The organism is Hydrogenophaga sp. GW823-FHT04C09, assembly GCF_058796355.1.
The window spans coordinates 45263-64516 of record NZ_JBXAIO010000012.1; the positions used below are offsets into that span (position 1 = coordinate 45263).

General features: G+C 70.6%; 15 protein-coding genes. 3 read left to right on the plus strand and 12 right to left on the minus strand.

Translation table 11 applies throughout. The features are described from left to right. Window positions 1-42: 42 nt before the first annotated feature. From priA to AC1Q9M_RS24320, 4 genes are all read right to left on the minus strand, one after another. On the minus strand, window positions 43-2190 hold the full coding sequence (gene priA, locus AC1Q9M_RS24305) for a replication restart helicase PriA (protein ID WP_492436186.1): 2148 nt from the start codon (window positions 2188-2190) through the stop codon (window positions 43-45). A 447-nt stretch (window positions 2191-2637) separates the two neighbouring features. Beyond that, complete coding sequence (hemE, locus tag AC1Q9M_RS24310) at window positions 2638-3741, minus strand: uroporphyrinogen decarboxylase (RefSeq protein WP_492436188.1); 1104 nt, start codon at window positions 3739-3741, stop codon at window positions 2638-2640. Window positions 3742-3817: 76 nt separating this feature from the next. Beyond that, on the minus strand, window positions 3818-4444 hold the full coding sequence (locus AC1Q9M_RS24315; RefSeq protein WP_382322972.1) for a thioredoxin family protein: 627 nt from the start codon (window positions 4442-4444) through the stop codon (window positions 3818-3820). Window positions 4445-4491: 47 nt separating this feature from the next. After that, complete coding sequence (locus AC1Q9M_RS24320) at window positions 4492-6711, minus strand: protein-disulfide reductase DsbD family protein (RefSeq protein ID WP_492436190.1); 2220 nt, start codon at window positions 6709-6711, stop codon at window positions 4492-4494. 224 nt (window positions 6712-6935) lie between these two features. Between AC1Q9M_RS24320 and AC1Q9M_RS24325 the strand changes: the two genes are divergently transcribed. Further along, entirely contained in the window at window positions 6936-8156 is a 1221-nt protein-coding gene (locus tag AC1Q9M_RS24325; protein ID WP_382322973.1) for a class I SAM-dependent methyltransferase, read from the plus strand. 62 nt (window positions 8157-8218) lie between these two features. On the opposite strand, the gene AC1Q9M_RS24330 is transcribed toward AC1Q9M_RS24325, so the two are convergent. After that, window positions 8219-8998 carry an alanyl-tRNA editing protein gene (locus AC1Q9M_RS24330; protein WP_382322974.1) on the minus strand — a complete coding sequence of 260 codons (780 nt, stop codon included), beginning with the start codon at window positions 8996-8998 and terminating at the stop codon, window positions 8219-8221. 45 nt (window positions 8999-9043) lie between these two features. On the opposite strand from AC1Q9M_RS24330, the gene AC1Q9M_RS24335 reads away from it, so the two are divergent. Next, complete coding sequence (locus tag AC1Q9M_RS24335; protein WP_492436193.1) at window positions 9044-9886, plus strand: creatininase family protein; 843 nt, start codon at window positions 9044-9046, stop codon at window positions 9884-9886. 2 nt (window positions 9887-9888) lie between these two features. Here the strand turns inward: AC1Q9M_RS24335 and AC1Q9M_RS24340 are convergent, their stop codons facing one another. Then, window positions 9889-10572, minus strand: a complete 684-nt coding sequence (locus AC1Q9M_RS24340; RefSeq protein ID WP_444688111.1) for a histidine phosphatase family protein — start codon at window positions 10570-10572, stop codon at window positions 9889-9891. Window positions 10573-10787: 215 nt separating this feature from the next. Here AC1Q9M_RS24340 and AC1Q9M_RS24345 point away from each other — a divergent pair, with 215 nt between their 5' ends. After that, window positions 10788-13103, plus strand: a complete 2316-nt coding sequence (locus AC1Q9M_RS24345; RefSeq protein ID WP_492436196.1) for a hybrid sensor histidine kinase/response regulator — start codon at window positions 10788-10790, stop codon at window positions 13101-13103. A 121-nt stretch (window positions 13104-13224) separates the two neighbouring features. Here the strand turns inward: AC1Q9M_RS24345 and AC1Q9M_RS24350 are convergent, their stop codons facing one another. From AC1Q9M_RS24350 to AC1Q9M_RS24375, 6 genes are all read right to left on the minus strand, one after another. Beyond that, complete coding sequence (locus AC1Q9M_RS24350) at window positions 13225-14736, minus strand: tripartite tricarboxylate transporter permease (protein WP_291119850.1); 1512 nt, start codon at window positions 14734-14736, stop codon at window positions 13225-13227. 34 nt (window positions 14737-14770) lie between these two features. Beyond that, the gene (locus tag AC1Q9M_RS24355; protein ID WP_382322979.1) at window positions 14771-15256 is read right to left on the minus strand and encodes a tripartite tricarboxylate transporter TctB family protein; all 486 of its coding nucleotides are present in this window, start codon (window positions 15254-15256) and stop codon (window positions 14771-14773) included. A gap of 156 nt (window positions 15257-15412) precedes the next feature. Next, window positions 15413-16786, minus strand: a complete 1374-nt coding sequence (locus AC1Q9M_RS24360; protein WP_382322980.1) for a HAMP domain-containing sensor histidine kinase — start codon at window positions 16784-16786, stop codon at window positions 15413-15415. After that, window positions 16783-17484 (minus strand): response regulator transcription factor, encoded by a 702-nt coding sequence (locus tag AC1Q9M_RS24365; protein WP_382163768.1) that lies wholly within the window; start codon window positions 17482-17484, stop codon window positions 16783-16785. Before AC1Q9M_RS24365 ends, AC1Q9M_RS24360 begins: the two co-directional genes overlap by 4 nt. 108 nt (window positions 17485-17592) lie before the next feature. After that, complete coding sequence (locus tag AC1Q9M_RS24370; RefSeq protein ID WP_492436199.1) at window positions 17593-18561, minus strand: threonine dehydratase; 969 nt, start codon at window positions 18559-18561, stop codon at window positions 17593-17595. After that, entirely contained in the window at window positions 18558-19253 is a 696-nt protein-coding gene (locus tag AC1Q9M_RS24375) for a VOC family protein (protein WP_492436202.1), read from the minus strand. The genes AC1Q9M_RS24370 and AC1Q9M_RS24375 overlap by 4 nt, the downstream gene beginning before the upstream one ends. Window position 19254: the final 1 nt, after the last annotated feature.

Sequence of the window (19254 nt, forward strand, 5' to 3'; positions counted from 1 at the left end):
CCCCCTGGGGGGTGACGCCGCAGGCGGCGCAGGGGGATCCCTCTAGATCGCGAGCGGGTCCACGTCCACCGCGTACCGCACCAATCCACGCGCCTGCGGCAGGCCCCGGCACTCCAGCAAGACCGGTTGCCACGCGCTCAGGAAGCGCTGCAACGCGGCGCGCGAGACGGCCTCCACCAGCAATTGCGCGCGCTCCACGTTGGCCACGCGCTGGATGGTCAGCGGCACCGCTGGGTAGAGCGTGATCTCGTCGCGGTGCGGCAGGCCGTCGGCGGCCTGCGCGGCCGCGTTCAGGTAGGCCTGGGCCGCCTGCTGGGTTTTCGCGTCGGCGCGCAGCAGCGCCTGGTGGCCGAAGGGCGGCATGCCCGCGCTTTCGCGCTCGCCCAGCTGCTGCGCGGCGAAGGCCGGGAAGTCGTGCCGGCGCAGCGCGGCGAACAGCGGGTGCTGCGGCGTCCAGGTCTGCACCCACAGCTCGCTCTCGCTGCCCTGGCTGCTCACGAACACCGCGTCGCGCCCGGCGCGCCCACCGGCCTGCATCAGCAGCGCGAACAGGCGCTCGGGCGCGCGGTAGTCGCTGGCGAACAGGCCCGAGTCGGCGTTGATGCCGGCCACCAGCGTGATGCGGCGGAAGTCGTGGCCCTTGGCGATCATCTGCGTGCCCACCAGCACGTCCACCTCGCCGCTGTGCATGGTGGCGAGCTGCTGTTCCAGGCTGCCCTTGAGGCGGGTCGAGTCGGCGTCCATGCGCGCCACGCGCGCGGGGCCGCCGTCGGGGCGCTTCACGTCGGCCAGCAGGCTGGCAAGTTGCTCTTCCACCTGCTCGGTGCCTTTGCCGATGGGCGCGATATCGAGGTTGCCGCACTCGGGGCAGGCGCGCGGCACGCGCTCGGTGAAGCCGCAGTGGTGGCAGCGCAGCGTGCGGTCCAGCTTGTGGAACACGCGAAAGGCGCTGCAGTGCGGGCAGGCGCTCTTCCAGCCGCAGTCGTGGCAGGCCAGCACCGGGGCGTAGCCGCGCCGGTTGAGCAGCACCATGCATTGTTCGCCACGCGCGATGCGCTCGGCCATCGCGGCCACCAGGGGCGGGGCGAGCACCGCGCCCTTGGGCTGGTGGTTCATGTCGACCAGGCGCAGGCGCGGCAGCGCGCCGCCGCCGATGCGCGCCGGCATGGCCAGGCGCAGGTAGCGGCCCTGGTCGGCCGCGTGCCAGCTCTCCAGCGAGGGCGTGGCCGAGCCGAGCACGACGCGGCAGCGCGCCGCCGCATCGCCCGTCTCGGCCACCAGCGCCTCCGTTTCCACCTTGGCGCGGTAGACCGCGAGGTCGCGCGCCGAATAGCGTGCGCCTTCCTGGCTCTTGTAGCTGGGGTCGTGCTCTTCGTCGACCACGATCAGGCGCAGCCCCGGCAGGCTGGCCAGCACCGCCATGCGCGTGCCCAGCACGATGCGCGCCTGGCCGGTGTGCGCCGCGAGCCAGCCGGCCAGGCGCTGCGCGGGCGTCATGCCGCTGTGCAGGCAGACCAGGGCACCCGCGCCGAACAGGGGCTCGAAGCGCTCGCGAAAGCGCGCTTCCAGCTGCGGCGTGAGGTTGATCTCCGGCACCATCACCAGCACCTGCGCGTCGGCCTGCGCCTGCAGCACGTGCTGCGTGGCCTGCAGGTAGACCTCGGTCTTGCCGCTGCCGGTGGCGCCGTACAGCAGCACCGGGGCCTGCGCGGCTTCCAGCGCCTGCAGGGCCTCGCGCTGTTCGTCGCTCAGGTCCAGGCCGATGTCGGTGGCCGTGCCGTCGGGCGGGGCTTGCGGGGCGCGGGCGGCCTGCTGTTTCTGGCTTTTCTTGAGGCGTCGGGCGAGCTGCACGGTGTTCAGGTCGCGCAGCTGCGGCGGCAGGGCCGCCAGCGACACCTCGCCCAGGCTGCGCTGGTAGTACTGCGCCGCGAAACGCAGCAGCTGGCGCCAGCGCGCGTTGAGCGGCGGCAGGCCTTCGAGCACGCCGGCCACGGTTTTGGTCTGGGCTTCGCTCAGGCCTTCGGGGGGCTGGTCGGGGCATTCCCAGACCACGCCCAGCACCTCCCGGGCACCCAGCGGCACCCGCACCAAGGTGCCCGGTGCGAGCGACAACTCACTCCGGTAAGTCAGGCTGGCGCCCACCCCGCTGTGGGCCGGGGTGGCCACGACGACGCTGGGCCAGAAAGCCATGCTTAGCGCCCATTCCTCAGCTGGACTGTCGGAACGCGCGCTAAGTTGTTGATTTGACAGAGCATCGGAACATATCCAGACTTTTTGTGGATAACTTTGTTGATAGTTTGCCTGCGCGCCGTCGGAAGCCTTGCAAATCAAGGGTTTGCTTAAACTGCCCGCAAAAAAAGCAGAAAATAAAATCTATATGAATCAATAACTTACGAGGCACTTGTAGGATTTGTCTGGCGCCTGGCCGCGGCGGGCCTCATGGCGCACCGCAGCACGAGTTTTGTGCATAAGTAAGGCGTGTCAAGTGACTTTTTCGGCATTATTTGTGTTATGGCCGGTTCAGTCGGCGGCTTTTTGACGCCTTCATGACGCCAGAACGGGGGGCGTTGCATCCGCCGCCCCAAGGGCGCCGGGGCAGGCCAAAAGCCCCGGTCCAGCTGCAAAAACGGGAGCGCTTCAGGCCGCCTGACGCAGCCGCCGGGAATGCGAATGCACCGCATCCACGAGCACCGACACGTGCTCCGGCGGGGTGTGCTGGCTGATGCCGTGGCCCAGGTTGAAGATGTGCGTGGGGCCGGTGCCGGCGCCCTGGTGCGGCCGGCCGAAGCTCTCGAGCACCGCGGCCACCTCGGCCTCGATGCGCTCGGGCGGCGCGAACAGCACGTTGGGGTCGATGTTGCCCTGCAGCGCCTTGCCGTGGGCGCCTTCGCCCACCTGGGCGCGCGCGCGGGCCAGGTTCACGGTCCAGTCCAGGCCCAGGGCGTGGCAGTCGAGGTCCTTCATGTCGTCCAGCCACAGGCCGCCGCCCTTGGTGAAGACGATGCGCGGAATCACCACGCCGCCGTGTTCGCGCTTGAGCTGCGCCAGCACGCGGCGCGTGTAGGCCAGGCTGAAGTCCTGGAACTTGCCGTCGGCCAGCACACCGCCCCAGCTGTCGAACACCATCACGGCCTGGGCGCCGGCGTCGATCTGCGCGTTGAGGTAGGTGGCCACGGCGTCGGCGTTGACGGCGAGGATGCGGTGCATCAGGTCGGGGCGCGCGTACATCAGCGACTTCACGGCGCGGTAGTCGTCGCTGCCGCCGCCTTCGACCATGTAGCAGGCCAGCGTCCAGGGGCTGCCCGAAAAACCGATCAGGGGCACGCGGCCGTTGAGCGCCTTGCGGATCGAGGTGACGGCGTCGAACACGTAGCGCAGCTTGTCCATGTCGGGCACGGCCAGCGCGGCCACGTCGGCCTCGGTGCGCACGGTCTTCTCGAACTTCGGGCCTTCGCCGAGGGCGAACGACAGGCCCAGGCCCATGGCGTCGGGCACGGTGAGGATGTCGCTGAACAGGATGGCCGCGTCCAGCGCGTAACGCTCCAGCGGTTGCAGCGTCACTTCGGTCGCGTAGTCGGTGTTGGTCGCCAGCCCCATGAAGCTGCCGGCCTGGGCGCGCGTGGCGCGGTACTCGGGCAGGTAGCGGCCGGCCTGGCGCATGAGCCAGACGGGCGTGTGGTCGGTGGATTGGCGAAGGCAGGCACGCAGAAAGGTGTCGTTCTGCAGGGGAGCAAAGGGCATGTCGGTATCGGGGACTGGGGTGGGGGGGGGTATCGGGGGATTATCGGCCCCCACCCAGGGCGCAGGCGCAGGTCGGCTACGCCGCGCCGTTCTTGTACTTGATGCCGCAGCCGTAGGCACGGCTGGTGGCCACGCTCACCGGTTTGCCCGAGCGCAGTTCGCCCAGGCCCTGGCGCACGTAGTTGGTGGCCTTCGGGATGTCGTCCACCCGCGCCGAGGGGATGCTGTCGATGCCGCCGGCGTACACCAGCAGGCCCTGCGCATTGACGATGTACATGTGCGGCGTGACGCGCGCGGCATAGGCCTCACCCACCTTGCCGTCCTCGTCCATCAGCGTGGCGGTGGGGCTGGCCTGTTTCTCGGTCATCCAGCGGCCGAGCTGCTGGGGCGACTGGTAGTCGGCGCTGTCGTCGCGCGTGGAGTTGATCGCGAGCCACACCACGCCCTGGGCGGTGGCTTCCTTCTGCAGCGCCTGCATGTTGCCCTGGTAGTGCTTGCGCACGAAGGGGCAGCCCGGGTTGTTCCATTCCAGCACCACGGTCCTGCCCTTGAAGTCCGAGAGCTTGACGGGCTTGCCGGTGGTGTCCTGAAGGCTGAAGTCGGGCGCGGGCTGGCCCACACCGGGGGCCGCGAACGCGGGCGTGACCAGCATCGTGCCCAGGGGCGAAAAGACGGCCAGGGCGAGCAGGGGACGGCGTTGCATGGTGGCACTCCTGAAAACACGGTTGAAGAACAACGGGGCTGGCCTGTCTACAGCCGGGCCAGCGCCGCGCGGACCTCCTCGACACTGAGCACTTCGGTCAGCACCTGCGGGGTCTGGCCGTTCTTGTAGATCGCGTACACCGGCACGCCATTGCGGCCCAGGCTGGCGAGCGCGGCCGTCACGGCCGGGTCGCGGCGCGTCCAGTCGGCGCGCAGCAGGGCCACGTTCTTGCCGGCCATGTCGCCGAGCACGCTGGCGTCGGCCAGGGTGGTGCGTTTGTTGTACTGGCAGGTCACGCACCAGGCGGCGGTGAAGTCCACGAACACCGGGCGGCCCTGCGCGACCAGCTCGGCCTGCGCCTGCGGGCTCCACGGTTGCCAGCTCACGCCCTCGACCGCCGTGGCCACGGCCTGGCCGGGGGTGGGGTCCTGCAGGCGCGTCACGTTCGGGCCGATGGTCCAGCCCAGCCAGGCCAGGCCGACGAGCGAGAGCCCGGCGATCACGGTGCGGCCGCGCCCGCGCAGGCCCAGGGCCCAGACCAGCAGCGCGAGCACCACCAGCAGCATGAGCAGCGCGGCCGCGCCGTCGATGCCGCTTTGCTGGCCCAGCACCCACAGCAGCCAGACCACGGTGGCGAACATGGGGAAGGCCATGAGGTGGCGGAAGGTGGCCATCCAGGCACCCGGGCGCGGCAGCGCGCGCGCCACCGCCGGCACCCAGCTGGCGAGCAGGTAGGGCAGGGCCATGCCCAGGCCGAGCGCGGCGAACACGGCCAGCGCCTGCGCGGCGGGCAGGGCGATGGCCAGGCCGAGTGAGGCGCCCATGAACGGCGCGGTGCAGGGCGAGGCGATGGCGGTGGCCAGCACGCCGGTGAGGAAGGCGTCGGTGGTCGGGTTGCGCGCCTGCAGGCTGGCGATGCGGCTGGGCAGCACGCTGCCGAACTCGAACAGGCCGGCCAGGTTCAGGCCGATCAGGGTGAACAGCACGGCCAGCGCGGCCACCACGCCCGGGCTTTGCAGCTGGAAGCCCCAGCCGAGTTGTTCACCGGCCGCGCGAAGCCCGAGCAGCAGCGCCCCGAGCGCGACGAAGGAGAGCACCACGCCGGCGGTGTAGGCGATGCCGTTGGCGCGGTGGGCGCGGCGGTTGTCGGCGTGCTGGGCGAAGGCCAGGACCTTGATGGCCAGCACCGGGAACACGCAGGGCATGAGGTTGAGGATCAGCCCGCCGAGCAGCGCGCCCAGCAGGGCCGCGCCCAGGGTGAGCGAGGTGGCGCCGACCGCGGGGGTGGCGGCGGTCGCGCGGGCCGCATTGGCGTCCAGTGCGGCCTGCAGCGCCTCGGGCACCGCGGCGGGCAGGGGCGCGGCGGCCGGCCAGGTGCCTTGCACCGGCACGTCCAGGCGCACGCCGGGGCTGCCCGGCCCCTGGCCCGCGGGCGAGGCCTGGGCCACCACCAGCACGAGCCGGTCCGGGCTGTCGCTGCGGTGCGGCGAGAGCGGCACGCGCGCGGTCCAGCGCTCGCCGTCCCAGGCCTGTGTCCAGGGCTGGCCGGGCTCGATCAGGCCGGCGGCCTCGGGGAAAAATTCGAGCGCCTGGCCGCGCCAGGCGGCGGGCAGGCCGTTGAGTGCCACATTCAGGAAGCCGGGCTCGGGGGCGGCGCGGCTGTCCTGCGCCGGCTGGTCCTTGGGCGCGGTCTGGAAGCTGGCGTCGAAGGCGGCGCCGTGCAGGCCGGTGGAGCCGCGCACCGGCAGGCGCAGGGCGAAGCTCCCTTCTTCCGGGATGCATTCCTTGCGGCAGACCAGCCAGGTCGCCTGGAGCTTGACGTCGATGTGGCTGCCGGTGAAACCGGGGTCCACGGTCAGCGGCACCGGCAGCACCACGGTGCCGTCGTAGCCGTAGTTGGCGAGGTTGCCGATCGGGAACTTGCGCGGCGTGGGCCAGGCGATGGCCCCGGCCGTCACGCCCGGCGGCAGCGTCCACTGCAGGTCGGTGGGCAGGCCGGAGTCGCCCGAGTTCTTCCAGTAGGTGTGCCAGTCGGGCGCGTGGGTGATCTGCAGCCCGACCCAGACCGGCTGGCCCGGCCCGGCGCCTTCGGGGGCGTGGGCCAGCAGCTCGGCGCGCGCCTGGTCGCTCTGCACCACGGTCTGCGCGGGCGCCGCGCCCGACAGCAGGCCCTGGGCGGGCACCGAGAGGGGGGCGAGCGCCAGCAGCAGGGCGCCGAGCAGGTGGCGCGTGGCGTGGCGGACCGAGGAAAAGGCGTTGAGGGGCATCGGGCAACAGGCAGGGGGATCGGGGCGGGGCGGTGGCGCCGCCCGTGGGTATGAGAGGCCGGGCGCGCCCAAGTTCCTGGGGCAGGCCGCTCAAATATAAGCGAGCACTGTTTGTCTGTGCGCCGCGACACGCTGGGGGCTTTTCACCCAGGCTTCACAGGGCTTTCATGTTTGGGTACAACCGGGGGCGGACGGGTGGTTGACCAGCATGGAGGGTTTTGTGCATGGGATCGATCGTTGAACGCGCCTTGCTGCCATGGGCGCAAAGAGTCAAGTCGCGGGTGAACCTGCCGGTTCGCCTGAGTTGGGGTGAGCGGGGCTCGTCTTCGCTGTCCCTGGGCGAGTTCGATGCGCCGCAGGTGGAGATCCGGGTGCGCGACGCCTCGGCGCTGCCGCTGCTCATCGACCCCGGCCTGGACACCCTGGGCCAGGCCTATGTGGAGGGCCTGATCGACGTGGAGGGTTCGATGGCGGACATCCTGGCCGTGGCGCACCGCCTGGCCGAGACCGCCGAACCCGATGGCGGCCTGCTCGGGCGCCTGCGCCGGCGCTTCGCCCACACGCGCGAGAGCGACAGCGAGGCCATCCAGTACCACTACGACGTGTCCAACGCGTTCTACGCCCAGTGGCTGGACGAGCGCATGGTCTATTCCTGCGGCTACTTCGAGAACGGCGACGAAACGCTGGACGAGGCGCAGGTCAAGAAGATCGACCACATCCTCACCAAGATCCAGCTGCAGCCCGGCCAGCGCCTGCTCGACATCGGCTGTGGCTGGGGCGCGCTGGTGTTGCGCGCGGCGCAGAAGTTCGGCGCGCACTGCGTGGGTGTGACGCTCTCGAAGAACCAGCACGAGCTGGCGCGCGAGCGCGTGAAGGCCGCCGGCCTGGAAGACCGCATCGACATTCGCCTGCAGGACTACCGCGACGTGAAGGACGGCCCGTTCGACCGCATCACCAGCGTGGGCATGTTCGAGCACGTGGGGCTGAACCACCTGGCGGGGTATTTCGGGCACATCCGCTCGCTGCTCAAGCCCGGCGGCTGGGCCATGAACCACGGCATCACCAGCACCGATCCGCAGGATGGCGAGACGCGGCACGGTGGTGGCACCTTCATCGACCGCTACGTGTTCCCGCAGGGCGAGCTGCCGCACATCGGCACCGTGCTGCGCACCATGCAGGAAGGCGGGCTCGAAGCCTTCGACATCGAGAGCCTGCGCCGCCACTACATGCGCACCACGCAGCTCTGGAGCGAGGCCTTCGAGGCGCGCACGGCGCAGATCAAGCCGCTGGTGGACGAGCGCAAATGGCGCATCTGGCGCGTGTACCTCGCGGGCTGCGCCTGGGCCTTCGAACACGACGAGGTGTCGATCTACCAGGTGATCTGCCGCGCGGCGGGCCAGCCCGCCCAAGGCCTGCCCTGGTCGCGGCGCTTCATCTACCGCTAGCAACGAGCCCGTCCAGAGGCACCGAGGAACCGGCTTTGCCGGACCATAGGTGTCGTCCCCCTTCAGGGGGGAGGCGCCGAAGGCGACGCGGGGGGTGTTTCCTGAAACCCCAGCACCACCCTCCTGGTGGTGGCCGATTTCTTCTCGATCTTGGTGACCACCACGCGGCCGATCTCGGCCGTGTTGGCCACGTGCGTGCCGCCGCAGGGCTGCAGGTCGATCAGCAGATCGCCCTCGCCGATGCGGATGGTGCGCACCGTGCCGCTGCCGCGCGGCGGCGCCACGCTCATGCTCTTGACCAGCGCGGGGTTGGCGTCGAGTTCGGCGTCGGTGATCGCGCCCACGGTCAGCGGGTGCGACTCGGCCACCAGCCGTGCCAGGCCTTGCGTGAGCACCTCCTTGTCGAGCGGGTCGGTCAGGTGCAGGTCCATGCGCGCGTAGTCGGGCGTGATCGAGCAGCCGTTCACCGGCACCGGCACGAGGTGGCAGAGCAGGTGGGTCGCGGTGTGAAAGCGCATCAGGCGGTGGCGGCGGTCCCAGTCGATGCGCGCGGTGACCGGCAGGCCGGCGGCGAGCCGGGTCAGCAGCGCCTCCTGGCCCGGCGCCGGCACGTGCACGATGTCGGCGGTGGCCCGGCCTTCGGCGTCCTTGCCCTTGCGGGTGTCGGCGATCGCGATGGCCGTGCCGTCGGCCAGCGTGAGCGTGCCGGCGTCGCCAGCCTGGCCGCCGCCGAGCGGGTAGAACACCGTGCGGTCGAGCACGATGCCGTGGTCGTCGGTGCGCGCCACGGTGGCGTCGCACTGCTGCAGGTAGGCGTCCTGGCGGAAAAGGTCGTGGGTCATCGCGCCATCTTACGGGGGCGCGCTTAACGCACTTAAGATGCGGGCATGTCCGCCCCATCCCGCTTCTGGTCCGACCTCACCACCGCCGATTTCGCCGCGCTGGACAGCGCGCGCGCCATCGCCGTGCTGCCGGTGGCCGCCACCGAACAGCACGGGCCGCACCTGCCGCTGTCGGTCGACACCGACATCGTCAACGGCGTGCTGCGCGCGGCCTTGCCGCACATCGCCAGCGAGCTGCCGGTGCTGGTGCTGCCCACGCAGGCCGTGGGCTACAGCCCCGAGCACACCGGTTTCGCGGGCACGCTCACGCTCAGGATCGAGACCCTGATGCGGGTGTGGACCGAGCTGGCCGAGTGCGTGGCGGCCAGCGGCGTGAAGAAGCTCGTGCTGTTCAACGCGCACGGCGGCCAGGTGGGCGCGCTCGACCTCGTGGCGCGCGACCTGCGCGCGCGGCTGGGCATGCTGGTCTACAGCGTGAACTGGTTCCACCTGCCGCTGACCGACGCCAAGGGGCACGACCTGAACGCGCTGTTCAGCGCCGAGGAGCACCGCTTCGGCATTCACGCGGGCGAGATCGAGACCTCGCTCATGCTCGCGCTGTCACCCGAGCGGGTGCACCTGCGCGAGGCCGAGCACTTCCGGTCGGCCTCGCAGGGCCGTGCCCAGCGTTTCCCCATCCTGGGCAACGGCAAGAGCGCGAAGCTGGCCTGGCAGATGCAGGACTACAACCCACAGGGTGCCGTGGGCAACGCCGCCGCCGCCAGCGCCGACAAGGGGCAGGCCGTGCTCGAAGCCGCCGGCCGCGCGCTGGCCCAACTCTTGAGCGAGATCGACCGGCTGCCACCGGACACGCTCACCGAGCGCGTCGCCTATCCGCCCAAGGTCTAGCCTCAGGCGTAGGTCATCCAGTCCCTGAACTCTGCCCGGTCCAAGTGTGGCAGTGTGTTGTAGCTCAGCAGCGTGTGGCGCTTGGGGTTGAACTGGAACTCGGTCACCGCGCTGTTGCGGATGCGCAGGTTCAGTTCGATGGTGGCCTCGGGGCTCAGCCCGAGCACATGCCCTACGGCGGTGGAGATCGGCCCGCCGCTGGACACCAGCAGCACGTTCTGGCCGTGGTGGTTCGCGCGCACATGGTCGAGCGCGCCCGTCACGCCGCGCACGAACTCGGTGTAGCTGGGCATGCCTTGCGGGCTCACGGTGCCAGCCATCCACTGCGCGAGGCCGTCGCGCAACAGGCGGAAGTGGTGGCGGTAGAGCTCGGGGGCCTCGGCGGCGCTGCGCGGCTTCTGCAAGGGGTGCGGGTGGATGGCGCGGATCACCGCCTCGCTGTCGTACTCATTCAGGCCGGCCCAGGCCAGGGGTTCGTGTGAGAGCCCCGCGCCTTCGGCGATGCCGGCCCAGGTCTGCTGGTGCCGGCGCAGGGTGCCGGTGATCACGGCGTCGAACACCATCCCGCGCTCGGCCCAGTAGCGGCCCAGCTGCACGCTCTGGCGCTGGCCCATGTCGCTGAGCCGGTCGTAGTCGTCCGAGCCAAACGAGGCCTGGCCGTGGCGCACAAGGTAGAGGGTTCCCATGGCGGCATTCTGTGGCCGCGTGGCGGCCCGACTTTGTCCCGGCAGCGACTGGGCAGCCGCCCGGCAGTCGCGCAGGTGTCTGCCCCCGCAACCGTGACGGATGTCGGTCGCCCGAACTCGCGCGGCTTTGCGGTCTTTTTCCATTGCTAGGCGGCACAGGCCCTGTGCTTCAATCGTCGGCATGTGCGTCTTTTCCCGTTGCCATGCTGTTTGACATGCCCACCCTGCTCGCGATGCGGGTCGGCATCGATGGGCTCACGGCCCTGGCATTTTTTGGCTTGCTGCGCCGCTACCCGACCATCGGGGGGCCGGGCTGGTGGTCGCTGTCGGCCACGGTGTCCATCCTGGGGTCGCTGGGCCTGTGGTTGCGTGGCAGCGTGCCCGACTTCCTCGCCTACGGCGTCGGCAACGCGGCCCTGTGCATCGCGCCCCTGCTGGCCTGGATGGGCCTTCGCAGCCACCTGCAGTTCCTGCAGCCGGTGGCGCGGGTGGCCGCGGCCGGCCTGGTGGCGGCCGCGCTGCAGACCGTGTTCATCTTCGTGTGGGACCTGCCGCAGGCGCGCCAGGCCGTGTTCGCCCTGGCGGTGCTCATCGTCATGGGCATGGCGTACCGGGACATGGTGAGCGCCGACCCGCAGCGGCGCGTGCCCGAGATGCAGGCCCTCAAGCTGCTGACCGCGGTGGAGTTCGTCGCCATGCTGCTGTTCGCCCTGGCCGGGCCGGTGGCGGGCCTGCCGCTGTCGCAGGTGGGGCCGGTCACGGTGTTCTTCTTCCTGCTCGCGGGCCTGCTGCGCGTGGTGCTCTATGGGGCCCTGGTGACCTACCGGCTGCGGCTCGAAGGCGATCGCGCGCGCCAGGGCCTGCTGATCCGCGAGGCGGACTCGCGCGCGCTGATCGAGAACCTCAGTGCCGGGGTGATGGTGTTCCGGCCCAACCACACGCTCTCGAGCATCAACAGCGCGGCGCGCCGCTTCTTCGGCTGGAGCCCGGGTGGCGCCAACACGGCCTTGCCCGAACCGACCGGGCCGGGCTGGCAGATGCTGCGCGAGGACGGCCAGCCCATGCGCCGCCACGACATGCCGTTCGAGCGCGTGCTGGCCACCGGCCAGCCGGTCAAGAGCGTGGTGGTGGGCGTGCCGGTGGGCAACGGCGACGAGGTGCACTGGGCCCTGTTCAATGCCTACCCCGAGAACAACGCCCAGGGCGGTCTGCGCCACGTGGTGCTGACCTTCATCGACATCACCTCGCTCAAGACCGCGCAGGCCGAGCAGAAGACCCTGCAGGCGCAGCTTTCGCAGTCGCAGAAGATGGAGGCCCTGGGCACGCTGGCGGGCGGCGTGGCGCACGACTTCAACAACATCCTGGCCGCGATCCTGGGCAACGCCGACCTGGCGCGGCAGGACCTCACGCACGATGCGCCGGCGCGCGAAAGCCTGCACGAGATCAGCACGGCCGCGCGCCGCGGCCGCGAGCTGGTGCGGCAGATCCTGGCCTTCAGCCGCCAGCAGCCGGCCGAACGCACCCGCGTGGACGTGGGCGCCATCCTGGCCGAGACCTGCAACCTCATGCGGGCAGCCATGCCGCCGCACGTGCAACTGCTGCACGACTGCCACCCCGACACGCCGCCCCTGCTGGCCGACGCCACCCAGCTCGGCCAGGTGCTGATCAACCTGGGCACCAACGCCGTGCACGCGCTCGAAGGCCGCCCGGGGCGGGTCGAGTGCCAGCTCGACGGCCTCAAGGGCCACGACCCCCGGCTGCCCGCCGAGGTGGCCCAGGCCTGCGCCGAAGCCGGGGTGGATGCGGTGCGCCTGCGGGTGAGCGACAACGGCTGCGGCATGACCGAGGCGGTGCGCAGCCGCATCTTCGAGCCCTTCTTCACCACCAAGGTGGTGGGGCGCGGCACCGGCCTGGGCCTGCCGGTGGTGCTGGGCATCGTGCAGGTGCACGGGGGCGCCATCGATGTCGAGAGCCGGCCCGGCAAGGGCACCACCTTCACGCTCTACTTCCCGGCGGCGCCCGATGGTCCGCCCGGGCTGGCCCTTGATCCCGTGGTTGGACATGCGGGGGCCGATCCCGTCACAATGGCCCCTCGCCCACCCGAGGGCGCCGAGACCGCCCTTTTGGAGACCCCCCTCATGGCCGACGCCCCGCCAGCGGACCAGCCCCACATCCTGTACCTCGACGACGACGACACGCTGGTCTTCCTGGTGCGCCGCCTGCTGGAGCGCCGGGGCTACCGCGTGACGTCCTTCACCGACCAGCAACTGGCGGTGAACGCGGTGCGCGAGCAACCCGAGGCCTTCCAGCTGCTGCTGACCGACTACAACATGCCGGGCATGTCGGGGCTGGACGTGGCGCGCGCCGTGCTGGCGATCAACCCCAAGCTGCCGGTGGCCGTCGCCTCCGGCTACATCACCGACGAACTGCAGGCCGAGGCCAAGACGGCCGGCGTGCGCGAGGTGGTGTTCAAGACCGACGCGGTCGAGGCCTTCTGCGAGGTGGTGGCCCGCCTGGTCAAGCCGGACTGACGCCACCGCATCCAAAGGCATCAAGGGTCCGGCTTCGCCGGCCCGAAATGCCGTCCCCCTCCCAGCGCCGAAGGCGCGCCAGAGAGGGGGAAGCCGCCAAGGGCGGCGCAGGGGGAGCCCCTCAATCTTCCACGAACGCTTCCTCGCGCTTGGCCTTGACCGAGGGCAGCAACACCACCACCAGCAGCACCACGGCGATGGCCAGCAGGCTGGCCGACATCGGGCGCGTGACCAGCACGCTCCAGTCGCCGCGCGAGATCAGCAGCGCGCGCCGCAGGTACTCTTCCATCATCGGCCCCAGGATCAGGCCCAGCAGCAGCGGCGCCGGCTCGCACTTGAGCTTGTGGAACAGGTAGCCGATCACGCCGAAGATGGCGACCATCCAGATCTCGAAGGTGTTGTTGTTCTCCGAGTACACACCCACGGCACAGAACAGCACGATCGCCGGGAACAGCCACTTGTAGGGGATGGTCAGCAGCTTGATCCACATGCCGATCAGGGGCAGGTTGAGCACGATCAGCATCAGGTTGCCGATCCACATCGAGGCGATCAGGCCCCAGAACAGTTCCGGGTTGCTGGTCATGACCTGCGGGCCCGGCTGGATGTTGTGGATGGTCATCGCACCCACCATCAGCGCCATCACGGCGTTGGGCGGAATGCCCAGCGTGAGCAGCGGGATGAAGGAGGTCTGCGCGCCGGCGTTGTTGGCCGACTCGGGACCGGCCACGCCGCGGATGTTGCCCTGGCCGAACGGCACTTCGCCCTTCTTGAGTTTGATCTTCTTCTCGATCGTGTACGAGGCGAAGGCCGACATCAGCGCGCCGCCGCCGGGCAGGATGCCCAGCACCGAGCCCAGGGCCGTGCCGCGCAGCACCGCGGGCGTCATGCGCTGGAAGTCTTCCTTGGTCGGCATCAGGCCCTTGACCTTGGCCGTGAAGACCTCGCGCTGGTCCGACGGCGTGGCCAGGTTGGCGATGATCTCGCCGTAGCCGAACACGCCCATCGCGATGGCGATGAAGCTGATGCCGTCGGTGAGTTCGGGGATGTCGAAGCTGTAGCGCGCCACGCCGGAGTTCACGTCGGTGCCCACCAGGCCGAAGGCCAGGCCGAGCAGGATCATGGCCACCGCCTTGAGCAGCGAGCCCGAGGCCAGCACCACGGCACCGATCAGGCCCAGCACCATCAGCGAGAAGTACTCGGCCGGGCCGAACTTCAGCGCCACTTCGGTCAGCGGCGGCGCGAAGGCCGCGAGGATCAGGGTGCCGGCGCAGCCCGCGAAGAACGAACCCAGACCGGCAGCCGCCAGCGCGGGCCCGGCCCGTCCCTTACGCGCCATCTGGTAGCCGTCGATCACGGTCACCACCGAGGACGCTTCGCCGGGCAGGTTGACCAGAATGGCCGTGGTGGAGCCGCCGTACTGCGCGCCGTAGTAGATGCCGGCCAGCATGATCAGCGCCGCTTCCGGTGGCAGGCCGTAGGTGGCGGGCAGCAGCATGGCGATGGTGGCGACCGGGCCGATGCCGGGCAGCACACCGATCAGCGTGCCCAGCAGGCAGCCGACGAAGGCGTAGATGAGGTTCTGCGCCGTGAAGGCGACGCCGAAACCGATCGAGAGGTTGGTGATCAGATCCATGGTTCTTGTCTGGTGGGGGTCGTGGTCACGCGCATCAGCCGATGAAGGCCGGCCAGATCGGGAAGTTCAGCTTGAGCGCGAGCTCGAAGGCGATGTAGCTGCCGATCGCCAGGACGGTGGCGAGCACGAACACCTCCTTGGCCTTGAACTGGTCGCCCGCCAGGCTGGCGACGAAAGTGAGGGCGTAGATCGCGACGATCAGGCCCATGGCCGGCAGGCCCCAGCTGTGCACACCCACCAGCAGCACGCCGAAGATCAGGTTGGCGCCGATGATGAAGATCAGGGGGCGCCAGGCGATGCGGCCGATCGGCTCGCCATCCTCGGTCTTCACCGTCAGGGCCTTGAGCGTGATCAGCACGCCCATGATGGCGATGAGCACGCCCACCACCAGCGGGAAATAGCCTGGGCCCATGCGGGCACCGGTGCCCACGTTGTAGGTGGTGGCACCCCAGGCGAAGGCCACACCGAACGCGCTGAACAGCACGCCCGAGGCAAAGTCTCTCTGACTCTTGATTCTCACGATGTCTCCTGAAATGGCGTTGATCGCCGGCTCCTGCACAGGGCTCGGCGAGGGCACAAGACGTGCGCCGCGCGATGGTAAGAAGACCGTGGGGGTGTGTGGGTGACCAAAACATTGCCATTTGGCAATGTGGGCCGCTGCCGTCGCGGTGCCGCGTCAGCGGTTGGGTCGCGGCAGTTCGATGACGGCGCGCAGGCCCGGTGCCGCGTTCTCGAAATGCAGGCGCCCGCCGTGCAGGGCCACCACCGCCTGCACGCTGGCCAGGCCCAGGCCATGCCCCGGCGCGTCGTCCGGGTGCAGGCGGTGAAAGCGCGTGCCCAGGCGCGCGAGTTCGGCATCGGGCACACCGGGGCCGTTGTCCTGCACGCTGAGCCGCACGCCATCGGGCAGCTCCTGCGTGCCCACCTGGATCACCGCACCCGGGCCGGCGTACTTGAGCGCGTTGTCGAGCAGGTTGGCCAGCGCGCCGGCCAGCAGGTCGCGGTCGCCGGGCAGTTGCACCTCGTCGGCCGGTTCGTGCCGCAGCACGGCGTCCTGGGCGTCGGCAACGGCCTCGTAGAGTTCCACCACGTCGGCGGCGACCACGTCGAGCGCCACCGGCGTGAAGCTGCGGCGCCGCGCGCCGGCCTCGGCCTCGGCGATCTGCAGCAGTTTCTCGAACACCAGCGTCAGCTCTTCGATCTCGCGGATGGCCGCGCCGATGGCCTCGCGGCGTTGCGCCGGATCGGTGTCGGCCTGCTCCGCGTGGCGCAGGCGCACCAGGATGCGCGTGAGCGGCGTGCGCAGGTTGTGCGCGATGGTGTTGGAGACGTGGCGCACGCCGTCCATCAGCGACTCGATGCGGTCGAGCATGGTGTTGATCTCGCGGTTGAGCAGCGCGAACTCATCGTCCGCGCCCGACTCCGCGACGCGCTCGCGCAACTCGCCGGCCGTGGCGATGCGCTTCGCGGTGAGACGCACCGCGCTCACGCTGCGCTCGAGTTCCTGGCGGAACACGAAGGTGCCGCCGATCAGCAGCAGCACGGCCACGATGCCGGCGGCCGCGCTCGCGCTCGCCACCAGGGACTCGATCAGCTCCTGGTCCCGCAGGTCCTGCCCGACCACCAGCACGCCGCCGTCGGGCAGGGTGCGCGTGACCAGGTAGGCGTTCACGCTGCGCCCGTCGCGCTCCACGCGCCGCTGGGTCGGCCCGGTGTTCGCGGCGGCGTCGGGCGCGCGGTCGAGGTTGCCCGCGAGCCGGTGGCCCTCGCGGTCGGTCAGCAGGTAGATCTCGCTGTCGGAGTCGCGGCCGTCGGTCAGCGCCCGGGTGATGGCCGCGGCCGCGGCCGCGGTGCCGCCCTCGTTCATGTCCGCCATCAGCTGCTGCGCCGACAGGCCGACCTGCCGCGCCATGCGCTGGTGCAGCACGCCGACGGTCTGCAGGTAGACGATGGCCAGGGCGGCCAGCATGGTGACGGCGACCAGGAAACCGTAGGAGAACGCCAGGCGAAAACCGACCGAGCGCCAGAGCCCACCCAGCTTGGCGATCATCCGGCGCGGTCTGGGTCGTCGGCGGCGGCGATGCGGTAGCCGATGCCGCGCACGGTGTGGATCAGCGGCGGCGCACCGCCCGCATCGAGCTTGCCGCGCAGCCGGCTGACCTGCACATCGATCACGTTGGTCTGCGGATCGAACTGGTAGTCCCACACGGCTTCGAGCAGCATGGTGCGGGTCAGCACTTGGCCGGGATGGCTCATCAGGTAGGCGAGCAGGCGGAACTCGCGCGGCTGCAGCGCCACCGGCCGGCCGCCGCGCTCGACATGGCGGCTCGCGAGATCGAGCTTGAGATCGGCCACCTGCAGCGTGCGGATCGCCGGGCCCGGCCGCGAGCGCCGCACCAGGGCCTCGGCCCGCGCGGCGAGTTCGGAGAAGGCGAAGGGTTTGGTCAGATAGTCGTCGCCCCCCGCCTTGAGCCCGCGCACGCGTTCGTCCAGGGCGCTGAGCGCGCTGAGCACCAGCACGGGTGTCTTCTTGCCCAGGCCGCGCAGGGTCGCGAGGATCGAGAGGCCGTCCACCTCGTTGGGCAGCATGCGGTCCAGGATGATCAGGTCCCACTGCTCGCTGGTGGCCCGGCCGAGCGCTTCCATGCCGTCGCGGCAGATCACGACCACGTGGCCGAGCGCGCGGAAACCATTGGCGATGTAGCGCGCGTTGTCCGCGTCGTCTTCCACCACCAGGCAGCGCCACATCACGGTGGCTTCCATCAGGCCTGCGCCCTTTCACTCAGATCGAACATGCGTTGCACTCCGCGTTTTTTGCCGGGTGCCCATTCTGCTTGATCCGCCGCCGCGCGAGATTCAGCCCTCGGCCAGGACGCCGGCCAGCACCGCGCTGTCCACGTTGCCACCGCTCAGGGTGGTGCCCACCACCTGGCCCGGGAGCGCGGCGCGCTCCTGCCAGGCGGCGGCGAAGCTGGCGGCGCCCGCGCCTTCGGCCACGTTGTGGGTGTCGGCGAACAGCATGCGCATGGCCTGCGCGACTTCCGCGTCGCTGACCTGCACGATTCGCTCCAGGTGCGGCCGCAGCACCTCGAGCGCGGCGGCGTCGGCCACGCGGCAGGCCATGCCATCGGCCAGTGTGGTGGTCACGGGCGCTTCGACCACCCGGCCTTCGGCCAGTGAAACCGCGTAGGTGGTGGCGTGGGCGCTGACCACGCCGACGATGCGCACGGGGTGCCGCAGCGCCAGCTTGGCGGCGATCGCCGAGCACGCGCCCGATCCCTGGCCGATCGGTACGTAGACGATGTCGAGCGCCGGCACGGCGCGAAAGAATTCCCACCAATAGGTGCTCACGCCCCGCAGCAGATCGGGGTGGAAGCTTGGCACCATGTGCGCGCCGCGTGCGGCGGCGAGCTCGATGGCGTGCTCGCGGCTGGCCTGGAAGTCGTCGCCGTGTTCGATCAGCGTGACGCCGAGCGCGCGCATGGCGGCGTTTTTCTCCACCGAGTTGCCGCGCGGCACGACGATGGTGCAGGCCACGCCATGCGCGCGCGCGGCCCAGCCGATGCTCTGGCCGTGGTTGCCGCGCGTGGCGCTGATGACCTCGCGCGGCAGCTCGCCGCGCGCCTTGAGCTGGTCGAAGTAGGTCAGCCCGCCGCGGATCTTGAACGCGCCCGCCGGTGTGTGGTTCTCGTGCTTGACCCAGCAGTGGGTGCCCAGGCGCGCGCTGAGCGTGGCCCAGCGGTACTGTGGTGTGGGGCCGAACTCGCGGTAGACCACCTGCGCGGCGGCCTCGATGTCGTGCAGGGTGGGCAGCAGGTGGTTCATGGCGGGGACAGCAGGCTGAGCCGGCCGTGGGCCGGGGTGTCGAGCTCGGCCGCGAGGCCGGCCGGTCCGTCGCTCACGGTGATGCCCGGCAGGCCCACGGCCTGCAAGGCCGCGCGCAGCCCGGCGGCGCCCGCGTGGCGCAGGTGCAGGCGGCGCAGCGCCACGCCGCTGGCCGGCATGTGCCGTGTGGGGTGGGTGCCGCTCCACTGGATCAGCGTGGGCAGCGCGCCGTTGAAGAGGCGTTGGCCGTCGTCGCGCACGCTGATGCGCCATTGCAGCAGGCCCTGCGGTGTCTGGCGCGAGGCGCTGACGACCGGGCCGCGCTGGATGCCGATGGCGCGCAGCGCCGCGAGGGCGGCATCGATGTCGGCGACGCGCGCCACCCAGTGCACCAGTTGCGGCCCCTGGCGCTGCAGGCGCTGTTGGAGCGCGGGGTCGTCGAGGTCGAACCAGCGGCGCTGGCCCGGTGCGCGGCCGGGCGTGGCGCGCGGGTCGATGGCGATGACCTCCAGGTAGGCCTCGGGTGCCTCATCCCCGTCGAGCCGAAGCAGGCGGTTGTGGGTGCCGAACAGCGGGTGTTCCCCGCCCGGGCCGGGCGTGATGCCCAGCGTGGCTTCGCACCAGGCCACGCCCTCGTCGAGCGTGCGCGCGGCCACCACCAGGTGGTCGATCTGCGCCCGGGGCTCAGCCATG